Here is a 19735-nt window from a genome sequence, read left to right on the forward strand (position 1 = left end):
AGAGATCCCGCCTCAGCGGGATCTGACTGTACCCTACACTGAGAATATTATTATGAATAAATATCTGAAAATATTCAGCGGCGCTGCTATGGGCCTGATGTTATCCACCAGCGCTTTTGCGGCTGCCGATTATGCGGTGGTATTAAAAACATTATCCAACCCTTATTGGGTGGATATGAAAAAAGGTATTGAAGATGAAGCTAAAACGCTGGGCGTTAGCGTAGATATTTTTGCTTCGCCTTCGGAGGGGGATTTCCAGTCGCAATTACAGCTTTTTGAAGATTTAACCAATAAGAAATACAAAGGCATCGCTTTTGCTCCGCTCTCCTCGGTCAACCTCGTGGTGCCGGTCGCGAATGCCTGGAAAAAAGGCATTTACCTGGTCAACCTCGATGAAAAAATCGATATGGATAACCTGAAAAAAGCCGGCGGCAACGTCGAAGCCTTTGTTACCACCGATAACGTGGCGGTCGGCGCGAAAGGCGCAGGCTTCATCATCGATAAGCTCGGTGCCGCAGGCGGCGACGTGGCCATCATAGAAGGTAAAGCAGGTAACGCCTCCGGCGAAGCCCGCCGCGTAGGCGCCAGCGATGCCTTTAAGAAAGCCAGCCAGATTAAACTGGTTGCCAGCCAGCCCGCCGACTGGGACCGCATCAAGGCACTCGATGTGGCCACCAACGTGCTGCAGCGTAACCCGAACCTGAAAGCCTTCTACTGCGCGAACGACACCATGGCGATGGGTGCCGCTCAGGCGGTGGCTAACGCCGGGAAGACCGGGAAAATTCTGGTGGTTGGCACCGACGGTATCCCGGAGGCCCGTAAGATGGTGGCTGACGGGCAGATGACCGCCACCGTGGCGCAGAACCCGGCGGATATCGGTGCGACAGGCCTGAAGCTACTGGTAGATGCGGCGAAAACCGGCAAGGTGATTGCGCTGGATAAGGCCCCGCAGTTTAGCCTGGTGGATTCGGTACTGGTGACGAAATAGTTAAGGTTTGAGTGGCTTTATCCCCTCACCCCAGCCCTCTCCCCAAAGGGGAGAGGGAGAAAGAATGAGTGGCCCTCTCCCATAGGAAGAAAGTGAAAAAAGGGGTAGCTCTCTCCCGCAGGGAGAACGTGAAAAAAGGGTAGCTCTCTCCCACGGGCAAAGGGGCGAAAAGAGTACTAAAAGAAAAGCAGTGGCAGCAGTTATTCCCTCTCCCTTTCGGGATGAGAGAGAAAACCAACATCAGCTCGGTACCGTCCCCTCTCCCCTGTGGGGAGAGGGTTAGGGTGAGGGGAAACCTTCGCTAAAAATGATTGAGGCTCGTCATGGTCACGCCATACATTGCAATGGCGGGGATCGGCAAATCCTTTGGTCCGGTTCACGCATTAAAATCGGTTGATTTAACAATATTTCCCGGCGAAATTCATGCGCTGCTCGGGGAAAATGGTGCAGGTAAATCAACCCTGATGAAAGTCCTGTCGGGTATTCACGAACCGACCAAAGGCACCATTACGATTAATAACGTTAATTATGAAAAGCTTGATCATAAATTAGCGGCACAGCTCGGCATTGGGATTATTTATCAAGAACTCAGCGTCATTGATGAATTAACGGTTTTAGAAAATCTCTATATTGGCCGTCATACCACTAAAAAAGTCTTCGGGATTAATATTGTTGACTGGAAAGAGATGCGTATTCGCGCCGCGATGATGCTTTTGCGTGTCGGCTTAAAAGTGGATCTCGATGAAAAGGTGGGCAATTTATCCATCAGTCACAAGCAAATGTTAGAAATTGCCAAAACATTAATGCTGGACGCCAAAGTCATTATTATGGATGAACCCACCTCTTCTTTAACCAATAAAGAAGTGGATTATCTTTTTCTCATCATGAATCAGCTGCGGAAAGAAGGCACGGCGATGGTGTACATCTCCCACAAGCTCGCCGAAATCCGCCGCATCTGCGACCGCTACACGGTCATGAAGGACGGCAGCAGCGTCTGCAGCGGCCTGGTCAGCGACGTCTCCAACGACGACATTGTGCGCCTGATGGTCGGTCGCGAGCTGCAAAACCGCTTTAGCGCAATGAAAGAGAGCGCCGGGAACGTCGAGCCTGACGTGGTGTTTGAGGTGAAGAACGTCAGCAGCCGCGACCGCAAAAAAGTGAAAGACATTTCGTTCAGCGTGAACCGGGGCGAGATCCTGGGCTTTTCCGGCCTCGTCGGCTCAGGACGTACCGAGCTGATGGACTGCCTGTTTGGCGTGGACAAACGATCAGCCGGGGACATTCTGCTTAACGGGAAAAACATCTCGCCCAGCTCGCCGATGGACGCGCTGAAAAAAGGCATGGGCTACATCACCGAAAGCCGCCGCGATAACGGCTTCTTCGCCAACTTCTCCATCGCCCAGAACATGGCCGTCAGCCAGAGCCTCAAGCGCGGCGGTTACAAAGGCGCGATGGGCCTGTTTAACGAGGCTGAGGAGCGCCAGACTGCCGAAGCCCAGCGCCAGCTGCTGGCGCTGAAGTGCCACAGCGTCGACCAGAACATTACCGAACTTTCCGGCGGCAATCAGCAGAAGGTGCTGATTTCTAAATGGCTGTGCTGCGATCCGGAAGTGATCATTTTCGATGAGCCTACCCGCGGCATCGACGTCGGCGCGAAGGCCGAAATCTACAAAGTGATGCGCCAGCTGGCGGATGACGGAAAAGTCATCCTGATGGTGTCGTCTGAGCTTCCCGAAATTATCGCCGTCTGCGACCGCATTGCCGTGTTCTGCGAAGGGCGACTGACGCAAATCCTGACCAATCGCGACGATATCAGCGAAGAGGAGATTATGGCATGGGCATTACCACAAGAATGAAACGCGAAGAAAGCGAGAAAAAACCGTTCAATTTCGCCCAGTTTTGGGACAAATACGGCACCTTCTTCATCCTCGCGATTATCGTCGCCATCTTCGGCACGCTCTCCGCTGAGTACTTCCTGACGGCCAGCAACATCAGCGCCATCTTTGTGCAAAGCTCGGTGACGGTGCTTATCGGCATGGGGGAGTTTTTCGCCATTCTGGTGGCGGGGATCGACCTGTCGGTGGGTGCGATTCTGGCGCTTTCCGGCATGGTCACCGCCAAACTGATGCTGGCGGGCGTCGATCCGTTCCTTGCGGCGCTGATTGGCGGCGTGATTGTCGGCGGGCTGCTCGGGGCGATTAATGGCTGCCTGGTGAACTGGACGGGGCTGCATCCGTTCATCATCACCCTCGGCACCAACGCCATTTTCCGCGGCATCACGCTGGTTATCTCTGATGCCAACTCGGTGTACGGCTTCTCGTTCGATTTTGTGAACTTCTTCGCCGCCACGCCGCTCGGCATCCCGGTGCCGGTGATCTTCTCGCTGATTGTCGCCGGGATACTGTGGTTCCTGACCACCCGCACGCGGCTGGGCCGCAATATTTACGCCCTCGGCGGCAATAAGAACTCGGCGTTCTACTCCGGCATCGACGTGAAGTTTCACATGCTGGTGGTGTTCATCATCTCCGGCATCTGCGCCGGGCTGGCGGGCGTGGTCTCAACCGCACGTCTTGGTGCGGCAGAGCCGCTGGCAGGCATGGGGTTTGAAACCTACGCCATCGCCAGCGCCATCATCGGCGGCACCAGCTTCTTCGGCGGCAAGGGCCGGATTTTCTCGGTGGTGATTGGCGGCCTGATCATCGGCACCATCAACAACGGGCTCAATATTCTCCAGGTACAAACCTATTACCAACTGGTGGTGATGGGCGGGCTTATCATCGCCGCGGTGGCCCTGGATCGGTTAATCAGTAAATAAGAACGGCAGATGCGTTGGCCGCACCCGCTGTCAGAAATCCATAGATTTACAGGAGCTTGTAATGAAAATTTCCCCCTCGTTGATGTGCATGGATCTGGCAAAATTCCAGGAACAGATTGCGTTTATCGACCTGCACGCAGACTACTTTCATATCGACATTATGGACGGTCACTTTGTGCCGAACCTGACGCTGTCCCCGTTCTTCGTCGGCCAGGTCAGGAAGCTTGCCAGTAAGCCGCTGGACTGCCACTTAATGGTCACCCGTCCGCAGGATTACATCGTCCCACTGGCGGAGGCCGGGGCGGACATTATCACCCTGCACCCGGAAACCATTAACGGCCAGGCCTTCCGCCTCATCGAAGAGATTCGCCGCCACGGCATGAAAGTTGGCCTGATTTTGAACCCGGAAACGCCGGTTGAGGCGATGAAGTACTACATTCATAAGGCAGACAAGGTGACGGTGATGACCGTTGACCCAGGGTTTGCCGGCCAGCCGTTTATCCCGGAAATGCTGGACAAAGTGGCCGAGCTGAAAGCCTGGCGCGAGCGCGAAGGGCTAAGCTACGAGATTGAAATTGACGGTTCCTGCAACGCGGCAACCTATGAACGACTCATGGCCGCCGGGGCAGATGTGTTTATCGTCGGCACTTCCGGGCTGTTTAACCACGCCCGGGATATCGACGAGGCCTGGCAGGTGATGAGCGAGCAGATCCTGGCGGCCAAAGACGAGGTTATGCCCCATGCCAAAACCGCTTAACGTGGTGGCCGGAGTGGATATGGGTGCCACCCATATCCGCCTGTGTTTGCAGGACGAGTCCGGCACGGTGCTGCATTGTGAAAAACAGCGCACGGCAGACATTATCGCAGGGGGCGTGGTCTGCGGGATCGCCCATCTGCTGAACGAGCGGCTAGGCAGTCTTCACGCCCGCTGCCGCGGCATGGTGATGGGGTTCCCGGCGCTGGTGGGCAAAGACAAGCGGACGATCATCTCCACCCCAAATTTGCCGCTTTCCGCGCTGGAACTGAAGGAGCTGGCAGGTAAGCTGGAGGATGCTCTCGGCTGCCCGGTCGAGTTTTCTCGGGATGTAAACCTACAGCTCTCTTTCGATGTCGCGCAAAACGGCCTGCAGCATCAGCAGGTGCTGGGGGCTTATCTCGGCACCGGCATGGGCTTTGCCATCTGGCTGAACGGCGCCCCCTGGACCGGCGCCCACGGCGTTGCCGGGGAACTGGGCCATATTCCGCAGGGCGATATGCACCTGACCTGCGGCTGCGGCAATGCAGGCTGCCTGGAGACGGTGTGCTCGGGGATAGCCCTGAAACGCTGGTACGACGCCAGCCCGAAAACGTATGAAATTGGCGAGCTGTTTACCTTTGCCGCGCAGGAGCCGTTTGTCGCTGCCCTGCTCGACCACGCGGCGCGCGCCATCGCTACCAGCATCAACCTTTTCGACCCGGATGCGGTGATCCTCGGCGGCGGAGTGATGGACATGGTCGATTTCCCGCGTGAGGCGCTGGTGGCACAGACAAAACGCTATCTGCGCCGCCCGTTGCCGCATGATGCCGTGCGCTTTATCGACGCATCTTCCTCGGCCTTCAATGGCGCTCAGGGTGCGGCTACGCTTGCCCGCGCCTGCTTCCTGCCCGCGCTTTACGTAGCGCCTCAGCAAGCTGCGCTCGGGTAAACGGCTTACGCAGCAGCTCCACATCGGGCAGGTGCTGTTCGCTGCGGCGAAGGTCCTGCCCGCTGATCAGCAGCAAATCCAGGTGAGGATGGTGGCGGCGAGCCTGCTGCAGCACATCCGCGCCGCTTAGCTCGCCGGGCAGCATCAGGTCGCTGATCACGAGGCCGATGTCCGGTACCTCAGCCATTAACTCCAGCGCCTGCTGGCTGTCGCTGGCTTCCAGCGTCAGGTAACCCAGCTCGTGCAGCTGTTCGCACAGCGTCTGGCGCACGTCCGGCTCGTCTTCGAGCACCAGCACAAGCTGGTCGGCGATATCAGCCTGTTCACCGGCCAGCGGCAAGGCTTCCGGCTGCACCTCCGCAGACGCACGAGGCAGTTGCAGTATGACCCGAGTCCCTTTGCCGGGCTCGCTTTCAATCTGCACGCGTCCGCCGGACTGGCGCACAAAGCCATACACCATCGACAGCCCCAGCCCGCTGCCGCTCCCGGTCTGTTTGGTGGTAAAGAACGGCTCAAACACCTGCGCTTTCACTTCGTCCGTCATGCCGTGGCCAGTGTCGGCCACTTCAATCACCACCATATCCTGTTTGCGCCCTTCGCCACGCACCACGCGCTGGTTCCAGGTACGGATCTTAATTTCCCCGCTGCGGCCTTCCATCGCATCCCTGGCGTTCATCACCAGGTTGATGATCGCGTTCTCCAACTGGTTGACGTCGATCCACGCGGGCCAGGCGGGCTGCTGGGCTTCAACAGCAAGCGTGAGGTGGGCGGGCAAAGAGTGGCGCATCAGCGGGTCGAGGTTTTCCAGCAGGCTTTTCATCGCCACCGCACGCGGGTGCAGCGATTGCTTACGGGAAAAGGCAAGCAGCCGCTGGGTAAGCTGCGCGCCACGTTCGGCGGCCTTCAGCGCGCGCTGAATGCGCACGGCGTCCGGTGAGTCTGTCGCGGTCAGCTCCAGGCTGCCGATGATCACCGCCAGCAGGTTGTTGAAGTCGTGCGCCAGGCCGCCGGTGAGCTGCCCCACCGCCTTCATTTTTTGACTGTGCACCAGCGCCTCCTCCAGCGCCTTGCGCTCGCTGCGCTCCAGCACCACGTTCACCATGCCCCGCCCCGGCACCGGGCTAAAGCGCAGCTCGATGGTACGCCCGTCCGCCAGCCTCAGTTCCTGCGGCTTTGGCAGAGGTCGGGAGAGATTGCCGAGCATGTGTTCCTGAAGCGGCGTGACCTGTTTGAGCAGCCCGAGGTAGTGCTGGCCGCGCTGCAGGCGCTGCGGATCCAGCCCCAGCAGCAGCGGGTACTGCTGGTTCCACACCACCAGGAAACCGTCGCTGTCGAACAGCGCAAAGCCATCGCGCATGGCGTGGAAGGTGGTTTCCAGCAGGGTACTTTTCTCTTTCAGCAGGCGCGAAGTGTGCTCCAGCGACGCCGTATTGCGGGCAAAGACGTTAAACGCCCTGGCCAGTTCACCCAGCTCATCGCGCCGCTGCTGCGCGGGCACGCTGACCTCTTTTTCGCCCTTCGCCAGCCGCGTCATCGCCTGGGAAATGGCCGTTAAGTTAGAGCCGAGGTTGCGGTAGATATACAGCCCGGCGAAGCCAGTGATCACCAGTGCCAGCAGGGCGAACAGGCCGATAAAGGCGATAATGGACTGCAAATCCCGGTGGCTTTGCTGGCTGCGCTGCCGGGATTCTCCCCCGACTTTTTGCACATACAGGTTGATGTCCTGATTCAGAAAAGCCACCAGCGCTTTGATGTGATACATGTGCCAGGCGATGCCCAGGTCACTCTCCTCAAGCTGGGCGGAGAGCGGTGGCAGCTGCTGCAGGCCGCTTCTGAACTGCTGCAAAATACTGTCCGCCAGCGGCGACGGCGCTCGTTCGGGCAGAAGCTGCATCACTTCGCTAAGCTGGCGTACCGCCGGCCTCGGCGAGGAAGACTGAATCGCCACCAGCATCAGGCGATCCATCTCTTTCAGCAGCGCGGCATCCGGCACGTTCAGCCCTTCGCGCGCGTTAACCTCCTGCAAGTGCTCAAGATAGCTCTGGTTCTGGTACAGGGCGCTGAGCAGCAGGTTGCGCTGCAAGTGGCGGCGGTGCCCCATCACCAGCATGTTGGTGACGCTGCTTTCCAGCTCGTTGCTGCGGGCGATGATCCGGCCGACCAGCTGCGGTTCACGCCGGGCCAGCGGCGCGGTAGCCAGATGAGAAAGCGAGTTTTGCAGCGAAAGCTGGGTCTGTTTCAGGCTTTCCGCTTCGCTCTGGTATTCCAGCGCGCCAACGACCTGAGAAAGCCTGACCGCCGCCGTCGCCACGTTGGAGGTATCACGCGCTAGTTCCATGCTGCCGGACATGTCGAGCAGCGTTTGCCCCTGCACCTGTTCCTGGAGGCGGCTGGCGTGTTGAAAGCCGAGCACCGCCACGCCGCAGACCATCAGCGTGACCGCCACTACCAGCAGGTTGAAAAACAGCAGGCGGCCACGGGCGCTGGCGAAGAAGGATGGACGAGGCTGGGTCATAGGGGCTCCGTGGTTGTTTTTTTCCCCCTCACCCTGACCCTCTCCCCAGAGGGGAGAGGGAAAAAAGGGGGTAACATCTCCCCAAGTGGCACAGGGAAAAAGGGGGCAGCCTCTCCCCAAGTGGCACAGGGAAAAAGGGGGCAGCCTCTCCCCGAATGGCACAGGGAATAAGGGGGCAGCCTCTCCCCAAATACGGACTGAGGCCAAAGCATTGCGCCCCGCCTTTCCCACTCTCCCTTGCAGGGAGAGAGCCGGGGCGAGGGTCACACATTCACTCCAGTTAAGCATCGCACACCGCCTTTCCCACTCTCCCTTGCAGGGAGAGAGCCGGGGTGAGGGTCACACATTCACTCCAGTTAAGCATTGCACACCGCCTTTCCCCCTCTCCCTTTCAGGGAGAGGGCCGGGGTGAGGGTCACACATTCACTCCAGTTAAGCATTGCACACCGCCTTTCCCCCTCTCCCTTTCAGGGAGAGGGCCGGGGTGAGGGTCACACATTCACTCCAGTTAAGCATTGCACGAATTTTGATAAGTATTTCCACACCGGGAATGTGATCCAGGTTAACTATTCAACTCTATGACAAATATGAACGGCCGCTGACATTTTGCATTTACCGGCGCGTGGTTGACTGGCCTTATAAATAACCACCACAGGCGCCGCACCATGAGCAGAGTCCCCATTCTGGAAATGCGCAATATTGCCAAGTCGTTTGGCAAATTTTATGCGCTAAAAGGCGTCGATTTAACGGTCTTTCCCGGTGAAATCCATGCACTAATGGGCGAGAACGGCGCGGGCAAAAGTACCCTGATGAAGATCCTCGCCGGGGCTTACATCGCCACCAGCGGCGAAGTGCTTATTGACGGTGAGCCCTACGCCATCAAAGGCCCCAAAGATGCCCTCAACGCGGGCATCACGCTGATCTACCAGGAGATGCAGCTCGCGCCAAATCTCACCGTGGCGGAAAACATTTTCCTCGGCAGCGAACTGGCGCGCGGCGGCCTGGTGCAGCGCAAAGAGATGGTACAGCAGGCGCAGGCGGTGATTGACCGCCTCGGGGCGCAGTTCAAAGCCACCGACCTCGTGATGAAGCTCACCATTGCCGAGCAGCAGCAGGTTGAGATTGCCCGCGCGCTCCAGCGCAACAGCCGTATTCTGGTGATGGATGAACCCACCGCCGCCCTCTCCTCTCGCGAAACGCATCGCCTGTTTGAGCTGATTTTCCGCCTGCGCGATGAAGGCATGGCGATTATCTACATCAGCCACCGCATGGCGGAAATTTATGAGCTGTCTGACCGGGTCAGCGTGCTGCGCGACGGACAGTATGTCGGCAGCCTGACGCGCGAAAACCTGAACGCCAGCGAGCTGGTGAAAATGATGGTGGGTCGGCCCCTTAGCGACCTGTTTAACAAAGAGCGTGATATCCCGCTGGGCAGCCCTCGCCTGAATGTTCATCACCTGACGGACAACGGCAAAGTGCAGCCCGTCAGCCTGCACGTTCGCTCCGGGGAAATAGTCGGCCTGGCCGGGCTGGTTGGCGCGGGACGTTCAGAGCTGGCGCAGTTGATCTTCGGCGTGCGCAAACCCGCGGGCGGATCGATTGAGATCGACGGCCAGCCTGTGACGCTGCATTCCCCCCGCGAGGCGATTCAGCACGGCATTGGCTTCCTGACCGAAAACCGCAAAGAACAGGGGCTGTTCCTTGAGCTGGCCGCGCAGGACAACATCACCATGGCCACGCTTGAGCGTGACGCCCACTTCGGCATGCTCGACCGCAAAAAAGCCCAGACCATTTCAGACGACGCCATCAGCCTGCTGAATATTCGCGTCCCTCACGCGCAGGTTCGTGCCGGGGGTCTTTCCGGCGGCAACCAGCAAAAACTGCTGATTTCCCGCTGGGTTGCCATTGGCCCACGCATCCTGATCCTCGACGAGCCAACGCGCGGCGTGGATGTGGGGGCTAAAAGCGAAATTTACCGCATCATGAACCAGCTGGCCCGCCAGGGCGTGGCCATTTTAATGATTTCCAGCGAGCTGCCCGAAGTGGTGGGCATGAGCGACCGGGTGTACGTCATGCGCGAAGGCAGCATTGCCGGCGAGCTGCTGCGCCACGACATTACACAAGAAAATATTATGACCCTGGCTACCGGCGTGACCGAGGCCCATAAGAAAGAGGTGCACCATGACTAACTCAGGCACGCAACCGGTGGCAAAATCCGCCTCGCTCAAAAAAGCCCTGTTCGGCGATTTGATGCAAACCGTCGGTATTTTGCCGATTCTGGTGCTCATCATTGCCGTCTTTGGCTTTGTCGCCCCCAACTTCTTCACCGAATCTAACCTGCTCAATATCGCTCGCCAGTCGTCCATTAACATCGTGCTGGCGGCAGGGATGACCTTCATCATTCTGACCGGCGGCATTGACCTGTCCGTCGGTTCCATCCTCGGCACCACCGCCGTCACGGCGATGGTAGTGTCGCTAATGCCTGGCTGGGAAGGCCTGTCGATTCCGGCGGCGCTGTTGATGGGCACCGGGCTGGGGCTGTTTAACGGCATGCTGGTCGCCTGGGCCGGGCTACCGCCTTTTATCGTCACGCTCGGCACCTATACCGCGCTGCGCGGCGCGGCGTATCTGCTGGCCGACGGCACGACGGTGATTAACTCCAACATCAATTTCGAGTGGATTGGCAACGCCTATCTTGGCCCGGTGCCGTGGCTGGTGGTTATCGCCCTGCTGGTGATTGCGGTGTGCTGGTTCATTCTGCGCCGCACCACGCTGGGCGTTCATATCTACGCGGTGGGTGGCAACATGCAGGCGGCACGCCTGACCGGCATCAAAGTGTGGATGGTGCTGCTGTTCGTGTACGGCATGAGCGGGCTGCTTTCCGGCCTGGGCGGCATCATGAGTGCGTCACGGCTATACAGCGCCAACGGTAACCTCGGCGTGGGCTACGAGCTGGACGCCATCGCCGCCGTTATCCTCGGCGGAACCAGCTTCGTGGGCGGGATTGGCACCATCACCGGCACGCTGGTAGGGGCGCTGATTATCGCCACGCTCAACAACGGCATGACGCTGATGGGCGTCTCCTATTTCTGGCAATTGGTGATCAAAGGGGCGGTGATCATCATAGCGGTGCTGATCGACAAATACCGTACCCGTCACAATCAAAGTGCATAACAACAAAACCCTACCCTACGAGTGAGGAAAACAGCATGCGTTTGAAACCTATAGTTACTGCGTTACTGGCTGGTGCAATGATCGCAGGCGCGCCGTTTGCCCAGGCGAAAGAGTTAAAGTCGATCGGCGTGACGGTGGGCGACCTCGCCAACCCGTTCTTCGTGCAGATCACCAAAGGTGCCGAACTGGAAGCCCGCAAGCTCGCCGGTGATAACGTGAAAGTGACGCTGGTCTCCAGCGGCTACGATCTCGGTCAGCAGGTGGCGCAGATCGACAACTTCATCGCCGCGAAGGTGGATATGATCATCCTTAACGCCGCGGATTCCAAAGGGATCGGCCCGGCGGTAAAACGCGCGAAAGACGCCGGGATCGTCGTTGTGGCGGTGGACGTTGCGGCAGACGGCGCCGATGCCACGATCACTTCCGATAACACTCAGGCCGGGCAAATGGCCTGTAAATACATTTCGGATCGCCTGAAAGACAAAGGCAATGTGGTGATCATTAATGGGCCGCCGGTTTCCGCCGTGCAGAACCGCGTTGAGGGCTGCGAAACCGAATTCAAAAAACACCCGGACATTAAGATCCTTTCGTCTAACCAGAATGCTAAGGGCAGCCGCGAAGGTGGCCTGGAAGTGATGACCTCGCTGCTGGCGGCAAATCCGAAGATCGACGGCGTGTTTGCTATAAACGATCCGACGGCGATCGGGGCCGATCTGGCGGCAAAACAGGCTCAACGTAGCGAGTTCTTTATTGTCGGCGTGGACGGCAGCCCGGACGGTGAAGAAGCCCTGAAGCGCGGTGGCAGCTCGCTGTTTGTGGCGACCCCGGCCCAGGATCCGCAGGTAATGGCGGCGAAAGCGGTTGAGATTGGCTATGACATTTTGCAGGGTAAACCCGCGCCAAAAGGCCCGGTGCTGATCCCGGTCACGATGATCGATAAGAGCAATATCGGCAGCTACAAAGGGTGGACGGTGAAGTAATTTGCCTCTCACCCCGGCCCTCTCCCCAAAGGGGAGAGGGAGAAAATCGTTAGTTCTCTCTCCCTTCCAGGGTTAGGGTGAGGGTCCACATCAAAGGAAGGCCAGATGAAACGCTCCGAGGTCAATCAGTACCTGAATGAAACCCGGCAGTTTTTTGCCCGCCACGGGGTGCAACTGCCCCCGTTCGCCAGCTTCTCGCCGCAAAAATGGCTGCAGGTTAACCCCCGCAGCTGGCAGGAGGTATTCGATCTGAAACTCGGGTGGGACATCACCGACTTCGGCGGCGGCGACTTCCTGACCATGGGCCTGACGCTGTTTACCCTGCGCAATGGCTCTCCGGAAGGCGCGCCCTACGCCAAATCCTACGCAGAGAAAGTTATGCACGTGCGTGATAACCAGATGACGCCAATGCATTTTCACTGGAGCAAACAGGAAGACATCATCAACCGCGGCGGCGGGAACTTGATTGTCGAACTGTGGCAGTCAGATCCCTTCGAACAGCCTGACGAAACAGACATCACGGTGGTGATTGACGGCTGCCGCCAGACGCACGCGGCGGGCAGCCAGCTGCGTTTATCGCCCGGAGAAAGCATCAGTCTGGTGCCGGAGATGTACCACAGCTTTTGGGGTGAGCCGGGCTACGGCGACGTGCTGGTCGGCGAAGTGTCGATGGTCAACGATGACGACCACGACAATCGCTTTTTAAAACCGCTTGAGCGCTTCAGTACCCTTACCGAGGATACCGCTCCGGCGCTGCTTTTGTGCCATGAGTACCGGCAGTTTATCTAGCAGGAAAGCTTTGCGGCCGCCACGGCGGAATCTGCCACGGCCGCTTTGCCTCTGGCAAGCATCAGGCGTTCGTATTCAGCTAAACCGGACAGGCCCTTGCCGTGAAGCGCGGTGGCAAGATCGGCGGCATCTCTCAACGCAGTATTAGCCCCTATGCCACCGGCCGGACTCATGGCGTGGACGGCATCGCCCAGCAGGGTGACGTTTCCGGGCTGCCAGACAATATTCGGATTGCCGTAGCGGACCGGCAGCGTCGCAATATGTTCTGGCAAAGTCCGTTGTATAAGCTTTTGCAGCATCGGAGGAAGAGACAAACTGTCTAAGGGAACAGCTAACCGCGAGCCAGGGCCGATCAGCGCCCAGTAAAGATAATCCTCAGTCTGCGTGAGGCTGCCGTTAAAACCCGCCTTTGCCGCGAGCGCTGTAAAATCCTGCCGAAAGCGCATTTCATCAATAATGGCGCTGAATCCTTCGCAAAACAGTACGTTAGTGCCTTCGTACAACGCCTTCTCCGCCGTTAAAGCGCTTTTGCCATACAGGCAGAGATAGCCCGAATCCGCCGGCACGGCATCAGGGGCAAGCTGTGCCCTGACCCGTGAATTGACGCCGTCCGCGCCGACCAGCAGCTGGCAGCTTGCGTCAGCCGTATGAGCAAACCTTAGCCCTACCCGGCCTTCACTTGCCTGATGGTAATCCTCAAAGGCGTGGCCGTAGCGCAGAGTCCCTTCGAGGCCGCAAAGCAGGATTTCCCGCAGCGTCTGGCGATGAATGCTTAAATCTGGCTCGAGATCGGCGTTTTGCCCGGCCTGATGCCAGCCTTCAGGCTGACGGCCATTGACCTCATACCCGGCGCGATCCAGAAAACGCCCTTCCGTGCTGGCTACCGAGGCCGTTTGCCAGAAAAGCTGATAAAGCGCAGGAGGCAGCACCTCCGCCAGCGCCCGCTGCCCTTGCGCATCGATCCGAATCCGGTAGCCCTGAATACGGCTGTCGGGTGCCGGATCCGCCTCGTAAACGGTGACGCTAATTCCGCGACTTTTCAGGCCCTGAGCAAGCGCCAGCCCGCCCAGTCCCGCACCAATAATTGCAACGCCTGAAGTACTCATGAGGTTTCCTCTGTGGTTTGTCCTGGTTCCACAAAAGAGTTGCATGACTCACCGGCGCAAGGATAACGTTATACGGACGACAAATAGTGAAAATCGGCCATGATAAAACATCCTCCTCAGCCACCAGCCCCCGATTACAGCGAATGGCTTAGCGGCCCGCCGCTGATTGCCCTTGAAGGCAGCGTCGCTCCTGAAAGTGAATATCTGCTCGGCACGCGGGAAGTGGCCTGGCACCAGCACCTGCGCGGCCAGGTTTTTTGCGTGGAGTCTGGTTTACTGCACGTTCACACCGCTGACGGAGCCTGGTTTTTGCCTCCCCATCGCGCCAGCTGGCTGCCGCCGGGCGTAATCCACAAGGTCAGCATCAGCGGAGCCGTAAAAGGCTGGACGCTGCTGATTACGCCTGAAAGCTGCTCGGGGTTGCCGGAAAAACCCTGCGTGATTGCCGTTTCGGAGGTGCTTCACGCGCTCGCCCGTCGCGCCTGCGAATGGGATAAGCAGGCAACACCCGAGCCGGAACATCAGCGTATGGCCGCCGTTATTTACGATGAGATTTGCCGCGCCCCGCACGAGGCGCTGCATTTGCCAATGCCGACAGATCATCGGCTGAAAAAAGTGGCTTCTGCACTGCTCGCTAACCCCGGCGATGAGCGGACTTTTGAAGCGTGGGCGGCATTCGGCGCGCTTTCGCCCCGCACTCTGCGTCGCCTTTTTGTGGCAGAAACCGGCCTAAATTTTGCCCAATGGCGGAGGCAGGCCCGGCTGACCCACGGGCTGGATAAGCTGGCACAAGGCATGTCGGTTTCGGAGGTTTCAGAATTACTGGGCTACGCCTCTCCGGGCAATTTTATCCATATGTTCAAAAATGCCTTTGGCACTTCACCGGCCCGCTACTTTTCGAACGGGAAATAGATGCTAAACCGCATTTTTCTCGCCGTGAGTGATATCGGCGGCAAAAACGTAGCCCACGCCGCGGATGGTGCGAATCAGCGTGGGCTGGTGCGGGTTGACCTCAATTTTACGCCGCAGCCGCATGATTAATACGTCGATAGTGCGGTCAAACACTTCCAGGCTTTCGCTGTGGGTAAGCTCGAGCAGCTTTTCCCGCGACAGCACTTTCCTGGCGTTCTGCACCAGGGAAAGCAGCAGGCCATATTCGCCCTGAGTGAGATCAACCTGCTGTTGCTGAGCATTCATCAACTGGCAGCGGTCGGTGTCCAGCCGCCAGCCGTTAAACTGCAGCCCGTTGGTTTTGGTCGGACTGCTTTCTACGGCCAGCGCCCCGCTGCGCCTTAGTACCGCTTTCACCCGCGCCACCACCACGCGCCCATTGAACGGTTTGGCGATGTAGTCATCGGCGCCCATTTCCAGGCCCACGACGACGTCGGACTCGCTGCCCATGCCGGTCAGCATCACCACCGGCAAAGCGGGACGCAGTTTCTGCACCTGCTGAAGCACCAGCAGGCCGTTGGTATCCGGCAGCATCATATCCAGCAAAATCAGCGCAACAGAAGGCTCTGCCGCCACAATCTGCAGCGCTTCATTACCGCTATGACATACCAGTACGTCAAAAACGTGTTCACTGAGCACGTCGCGCAGTACGTCGCAAATGGCCTTGTCGTCATCCACCACCAGGATTGCAGGTTTCATTATTTTCTCCGGAGGGGAGGAGGTTCTTTTTAGTGTGAGCGATTGTTGATTGCGCGCCGCAGAAAGAACACAGATCCATGTAGAATTTTCTATCACTGTCACAAATGGCCGTCAGTTCGACACGTCATTTATGACGAAATCCTGCTTCTCTCGTCAGTGCTCCCGTCGGATCCCCCAGAACCCTGCGTCATTACCCATGCATTCTATGTGGCATAGATAATGCATTGAGTGGCTCAGCAAGGCGGTTTGCTTTTATCGCCGCACTTAAATGACAGCATTGACTGGAGCAACATGATGAAAAAAGTCGTCACGGTTTGCCCCTATTGCGCCTCGGGTTGCAAGATAAACCTGGTGGTGGATAACGGCAAAATCGTCAAGGCGGAAGGCGCACAGGGTAAAACCAACCAGGGCGACCTGTGCCTGAAGGGGTATTACGGTTGGGATTTTATCACCGACACCAAAATCCTTACCCCGCGCTTGAAAACCCCGATGATTCGCCGCGAGCGCGGCGGCAAGCTGGAAGCCGTATCCTGGGACGAAGCGCTGGATTACGTCAGCTCACGCCTGAGCGAGATCAAAGCCAAGTATGGCCCGAACGCCATTCAAACCACCGGCTCTTCACGCGGAACAGGCAACGAAACCAACTATGTAATGCAAAAATTTGCGCGCGCCGTTATTGGAACCAATAACGTCGATTGCTGCGCACGTGTCTGACACGGCCCATCGGTTGCAGGTCTGCACCAGTCGGTCGGTAATGGCGCGATGAGTAACTCTATCGTCGAGATTGAGGATACTGATTTAGTCTTTGTGTTCGGGTACAACCCGGCAGATTCACACCCTATCGTGGCTAATCGCGTGATTAAGGCGAAGCAGAAAGGGGCTCAGATTATCGTTGTCGATCCGCGCAAAATTGAAACCGCGCGCATTGCCGATATGCATTTAAGGTTACGCAACGGCTCAAACATCGCGCTGCTGAATGCGATTGGCCACGTCATTATTGAAGAGAATCTTTACGACCACGCTTTCGTCGCTTCTCGTACCGAGGGCTTCGAGGAGTATCGCAAAATTGTTGAAGGCTACACGCCGGAATCCGTTGAGGAAATCACTGGCGTCAGCGCCGGGGAAATCCGTGCGGCGGCGCGCATGTACGCCAAAGCCAAAACGGCCACCATCCTGTGGGGCATGGGCGTGACCCAGTTCTATCAGGGCGTGGAAACCGTGCGCTCGCTCACCAGCCTGGCGCTGATGACCGGCAACCTCGGCAAGCCTAACGTGGGCGTGAACCCGGTTCGCGGCCAGAACAACGTGCAGGGTGCCTGCGATATGGGCGCGCTGCCGGACATGTTCCCCGGCAACCAGTATGTTCGTGACGCGGAAACCCGCAGCAAATTTGCTGCAGCCTGGGGCGTTGACGCGCTGCCGGAAGCTAACGGCTACCGCATCAGCGAACTGCCTCACCGGGTTGAGCACGGGGAGGTTCGCGCGGCCTATATTATGGGGGAAGATCCGCTCCAGACCGACGCCGAGCTTTCCGCCGTGCGCAAAGCGTTTGCCGGACTTGAGCTGGTGATTGTGCAGGATATCTTCATGACTAAAACCGCCGCCGAGGCCGACGTTATTTTACCGTCCACCTCATGGGGCGAGCATGAAGGCGTCTTCACCGCCGCCGACCGCGGTTTCCAGCGCTTCTTTAAAGCGGTTGAGCCGAAGTGGGATCTCAAAACGGACTGGCAGATTATCAGCGAAATCGCCACCCGCATGGGCTACCCGATGCACTACCGCAACACCCAGGAAATCTGGGACGAGCTGCGCCACCTGTGTCCGGACTTCTACGGGGCAACCTACGAGAAGATGGGCGAGCTGGGCTATATCCAGTGGCCTTGCCGGGACACATCCGACGCGGATCAGGGCACCTCTTACCTGTATGAGAGCAAGTTCGAGCGCCCTAACGGCCGGGGACAGTTCTTCACCTGCGACTGGGCACCGCCTATCGATCGCATCACCGACGAGTACCCAATGGTGCTTTCGACAGTGCGTGAAGTGGGCCACTACTCCTGCCGTTCAATGACCGGGAACTGCGCGGCACTGGCCGCGCTGGCCGATGAGCCGGGTTATGCGCAGATCCACGTCGAAGATGCCGCCCGGCTGGGCATTGAAGATGAGGCGCTGATTTGGGTGAATTCGCGCAAAGGCCGGGTTATTACCCGGGCAGCGGTCAGCGAGCGTCCGAATAAAGGCGCAGTGTACATGACCTATCAGTGGTGGATTGGTGCCTGTAATGAGCTGGTGACCGAGAACCTGAGCCCGATAACCAAAACGCCGGAGTACAAGTACTGCGCCGTGCGCGTCGAGCCGATCGTCGACCAGCAGGCCGCCGAGCAGTATGTGATTGATGAGTACAATAAGCTGAAGGCCCGGCTGCGCGAAAGCGCGATGGGGTAAAACATCCCCTCACCCTAACCCTCTCCCCAAAGGGGAGAGGGGATAAAGAACTCTCGCAACTCGGGGAAAATGAAGTTTCCCTCCCCCCTTTGGGGAGAGGGCCGGAGTTAGGGGCTTTACTTAACTGCTCGCCTTACTGTCAAACTTCCCAAAAAGCTCACGCTCATAGGCCTGGGCTTTTTTATGGTCGAATTTATGCTCCCATTTGGCGATAACCAGCACCGCCAGCGCGTTGCCGACCACGTTCAGCGCGGTACGCGCCATATCCAGAATACGGTCGACCCCGGCAATAAACGCCAGGCCTTCCAGCGGAATACCGACGCTGCCAAGCGTGGCCAGCAGCACCACGAAGGAGACACCCGGCACGCCGGCAATCCCCTTTGAGGTCACCATCAGCGTCAGCACCAGAATGATTTCCTGCCACAGCGACAGCTCAATACCGTACAGCTGAGCGATAAAGATCGCCGCGATGCTCTGATAAAGCGTGGAACCATCCAGGTTAAACGAGTAGCCGGTCGGCACCACAAAGCTGGTAATAGACGCCGGAGCGCCATAGGCTTCCATCTTCTCGATGATGCGCGGCAGCACGCTCTCTGAGCTGGCGGTAGAAAACGCGAGAATCAGTTCATCTTTCAGGATGCGCATCAGAATAGTGATTTTCAGCCCGCACAGGCGTGCCACCGCGCCCAGCACCACCAGCGCAAAGAAGGCAATCGCCACGTACACCAGTACCACCAGCTTCAGCAGCGGCCAGAGCGACGCAAAACCGAAGTTAGCCACGGTCACGGAAATCAGCGCGAAAACGCCCACTGGCGCATAGCGCATCACCATGTGCGTCACTTTGAACATGGTTTCAGAGATGGAGCGGAAGACGGTCACCAGCGGCTCTCGGTGAGTCGCGGGCAGCGACGACAGCCCCAGGCCAAACAGCACCGAGAAGAAGATGATCGGCAGCATCTCGCCCTTCGCCATTGATGACACAATGTTGGTTGGCACGAGCGAAAGAATAGTACCCATCAGGCCGTGAGCATGGCTTTGTACGTCCTGCGCCGTGTGCTGGTATTTCGAAATATCCACGGTAGCAAGCTGTGACATATCTATGCCGTGGCCCGGCTGGAAAACATTCGCGAGCGTAATGCCCAGAATGATGGCAACCGTCGTGATCACTTCGAAATAAATGATGGTTTTAGCGCCAATGCGGCCAAGCTGTTTGGCGTCGCCGACGCCCGCAATCCCAACCACCAGGGTGGAGATAACAATCGGCACGACGATCATTTTTATCAGGTGGATAAAGATATCGCCCGCCGGTGACAGCAGGTTAGCGACCAGCCATTCACGGCTATCACTTTGATAATGCAGAAAACTTCCCAGGATAATGCCCAGCACCAGCGCCAGCAAGATTTGCCAGGCCAGGCTCATTTTAAAGTTTTTCATAACGACGACAGTTCCTCAAAAAAACGCCATTCCCATGCTGTTGACTCAGGAGAAGGTCACAAACTGAAAGGGGGTATGACAAACATCAGGTGTTAAGCGGGGTTTTTTAAAGCAACGTATCAGTACCATCCCGATAGCCTGCTGCGCAACCCTTCAT

The 19735-nt window shown here is 57.8% G+C and carries 15 protein-coding genes; 11 read left to right on the plus strand and 4 right to left on the minus strand.

Going from position 1 to position 19735, the window contains the following annotated elements; all coding sequences use genetic code 11:
* The first annotated feature begins 52 nt into the window (after positions 1–52).
* From alsB to alsK, 5 genes are all read left to right on the plus strand, one after another.
* Positions 53–988 carry a D-allose transporter substrate-binding protein gene (alsB, locus tag F3J28_RS15400; protein ID WP_008455741.1) on the plus strand — a complete coding sequence of 312 codons (936 nt, stop codon included), beginning with the start codon at positions 53–55 and terminating at the stop codon, positions 986–988.
* A gap of 323 nt (positions 989–1311) precedes the next feature.
* A complete protein-coding gene (gene alsA / locus F3J28_RS15405) occupies positions 1312–2844 on the plus strand; it encodes a D-allose ABC transporter ATP-binding protein AlsA (RefSeq protein ID WP_166877508.1) in 1533 nt (510 codons plus the stop codon).
* The gene (gene alsC / locus F3J28_RS15410; protein ID WP_038476559.1) at positions 2823–3803 is read left to right on the plus strand and encodes a D-allose ABC transporter permease; all 981 of its coding nucleotides are present in this window, start codon (positions 2823–2825) and stop codon (positions 3801–3803) included. The genes alsA and alsC overlap by 22 nt, the downstream gene beginning before the upstream one ends.
* 61 nt (positions 3804–3864) lie before the next feature.
* Positions 3865–4560 (plus strand): D-allulose 6-phosphate 3-epimerase, encoded by a 696-nt coding sequence (alsE, locus tag F3J28_RS15415; protein WP_008455746.1) that lies wholly within the window; start codon positions 3865–3867, stop codon positions 4558–4560.
* Entirely contained in the window at positions 4544–5488 is a 945-nt protein-coding gene (gene alsK, locus F3J28_RS15420) for an allose kinase (protein ID WP_166877510.1), read from the plus strand. Before alsE ends, alsK begins: the two co-directional genes overlap by 17 nt.
* On the opposite strand, the gene F3J28_RS15425 is transcribed toward alsK, so the two are convergent.
* On the minus strand, positions 5421–8003 hold the full coding sequence (locus tag F3J28_RS15425; RefSeq protein ID WP_166877512.1) for an ATP-binding protein: 2583 nt from the start codon (positions 8001–8003) through the stop codon (positions 5421–5423). The two genes, alsK and F3J28_RS15425, sit on opposite strands and share 68 nt — an antisense overlap.
* A gap of 665 nt (positions 8004–8668) precedes the next feature.
* Here F3J28_RS15425 and F3J28_RS15430 point away from each other — a divergent pair.
* The 4 genes from F3J28_RS15430 (at position 8669) to F3J28_RS15445 (ending at position 12946) form a co-directional block, all read left to right on the plus strand.
* Positions 8669–10192, plus strand: coding sequence for a sugar ABC transporter ATP-binding protein (locus F3J28_RS15430; RefSeq protein WP_166877515.1), 1524 nt, complete (start codon positions 8669–8671; stop codon positions 10190–10192).
* Positions 10185–11177 carry an ABC transporter permease subunit gene (locus tag F3J28_RS15435; RefSeq protein ID WP_008455753.1) on the plus strand — a complete coding sequence of 331 codons (993 nt, stop codon included), beginning with the start codon at positions 10185–10187 and terminating at the stop codon, positions 11175–11177. The genes F3J28_RS15430 and F3J28_RS15435 overlap by 8 nt, the downstream gene beginning before the upstream one ends.
* Positions 11178–11212: 35 nt before the next feature.
* Positions 11213–12157: an ABC transporter substrate-binding protein gene (locus F3J28_RS15440; RefSeq protein ID WP_085541306.1), complete on the plus strand. Its 945-nt coding sequence runs from the start codon at positions 11213–11215 to the stop codon at positions 12155–12157.
* 105 nt (positions 12158–12262) lie between these two features.
* The gene (locus F3J28_RS15445; protein ID WP_166877518.1) at positions 12263–12946 is read left to right on the plus strand and encodes a D-lyxose/D-mannose isomerase; all 684 of its coding nucleotides are present in this window, start codon (positions 12263–12265) and stop codon (positions 12944–12946) included.
* Here the strand turns inward: F3J28_RS15445 and F3J28_RS15450 are convergent.
* Positions 12943–14052 (minus strand): FAD-dependent oxidoreductase, encoded by a 1110-nt coding sequence (locus tag F3J28_RS15450; protein WP_166877521.1) that lies wholly within the window; start codon positions 14050–14052, stop codon positions 12943–12945. The two genes, F3J28_RS15445 and F3J28_RS15450, sit on opposite strands and share 4 nt — an antisense overlap.
* Positions 14053–14151: 99 nt before the next feature.
* Here F3J28_RS15450 and F3J28_RS15455 point away from each other — a divergent pair, with 99 nt between their 5' ends.
* Positions 14152–14964, plus strand: coding sequence for an AraC family transcriptional regulator (locus F3J28_RS15455; protein ID WP_166877524.1), 813 nt, complete (start codon positions 14152–14154; stop codon positions 14962–14964).
* Between the two features lie 3 nt (positions 14965–14967).
* Here F3J28_RS15455 and F3J28_RS15460 read toward each other — a convergent pair whose 3' ends face one another.
* Complete coding sequence (locus F3J28_RS15460; RefSeq protein ID WP_166877528.1) at positions 14968–15702, minus strand: response regulator; 735 nt, start codon at positions 15700–15702, stop codon at positions 14968–14970.
* A 294-nt stretch (positions 15703–15996) separates the two neighbouring features.
* Here F3J28_RS15460 and fdhF point away from each other — a divergent pair, with 294 nt between their 5' ends.
* Positions 15997–18144, plus strand: coding sequence for a formate dehydrogenase subunit alpha (fdhF, locus tag F3J28_RS15465; RefSeq protein ID WP_166877682.1), 2148 nt, complete (start codon positions 15997–15999; stop codon positions 18142–18144).
* 120 nt (positions 18145–18264) lie between these two features.
* Here fdhF and gltP read toward each other — a convergent pair whose 3' ends face one another.
* On the minus strand, positions 18265–19578 hold the full coding sequence (gene gltP, locus F3J28_RS15470) for a glutamate/aspartate:proton symporter GltP (protein WP_166877531.1): 1314 nt from the start codon (positions 19576–19578) through the stop codon (positions 18265–18267).
* Positions 19579–19735 lie beyond the last annotated feature (157 nt).

The sequence above is a fragment of the Enterobacter sp. Ap-1006 genome, from assembly GCF_011752835.1.
Classification (GTDB): domain Bacteria; phylum Pseudomonadota; class Gammaproteobacteria; order Enterobacterales; family Enterobacteriaceae; genus Cedecea.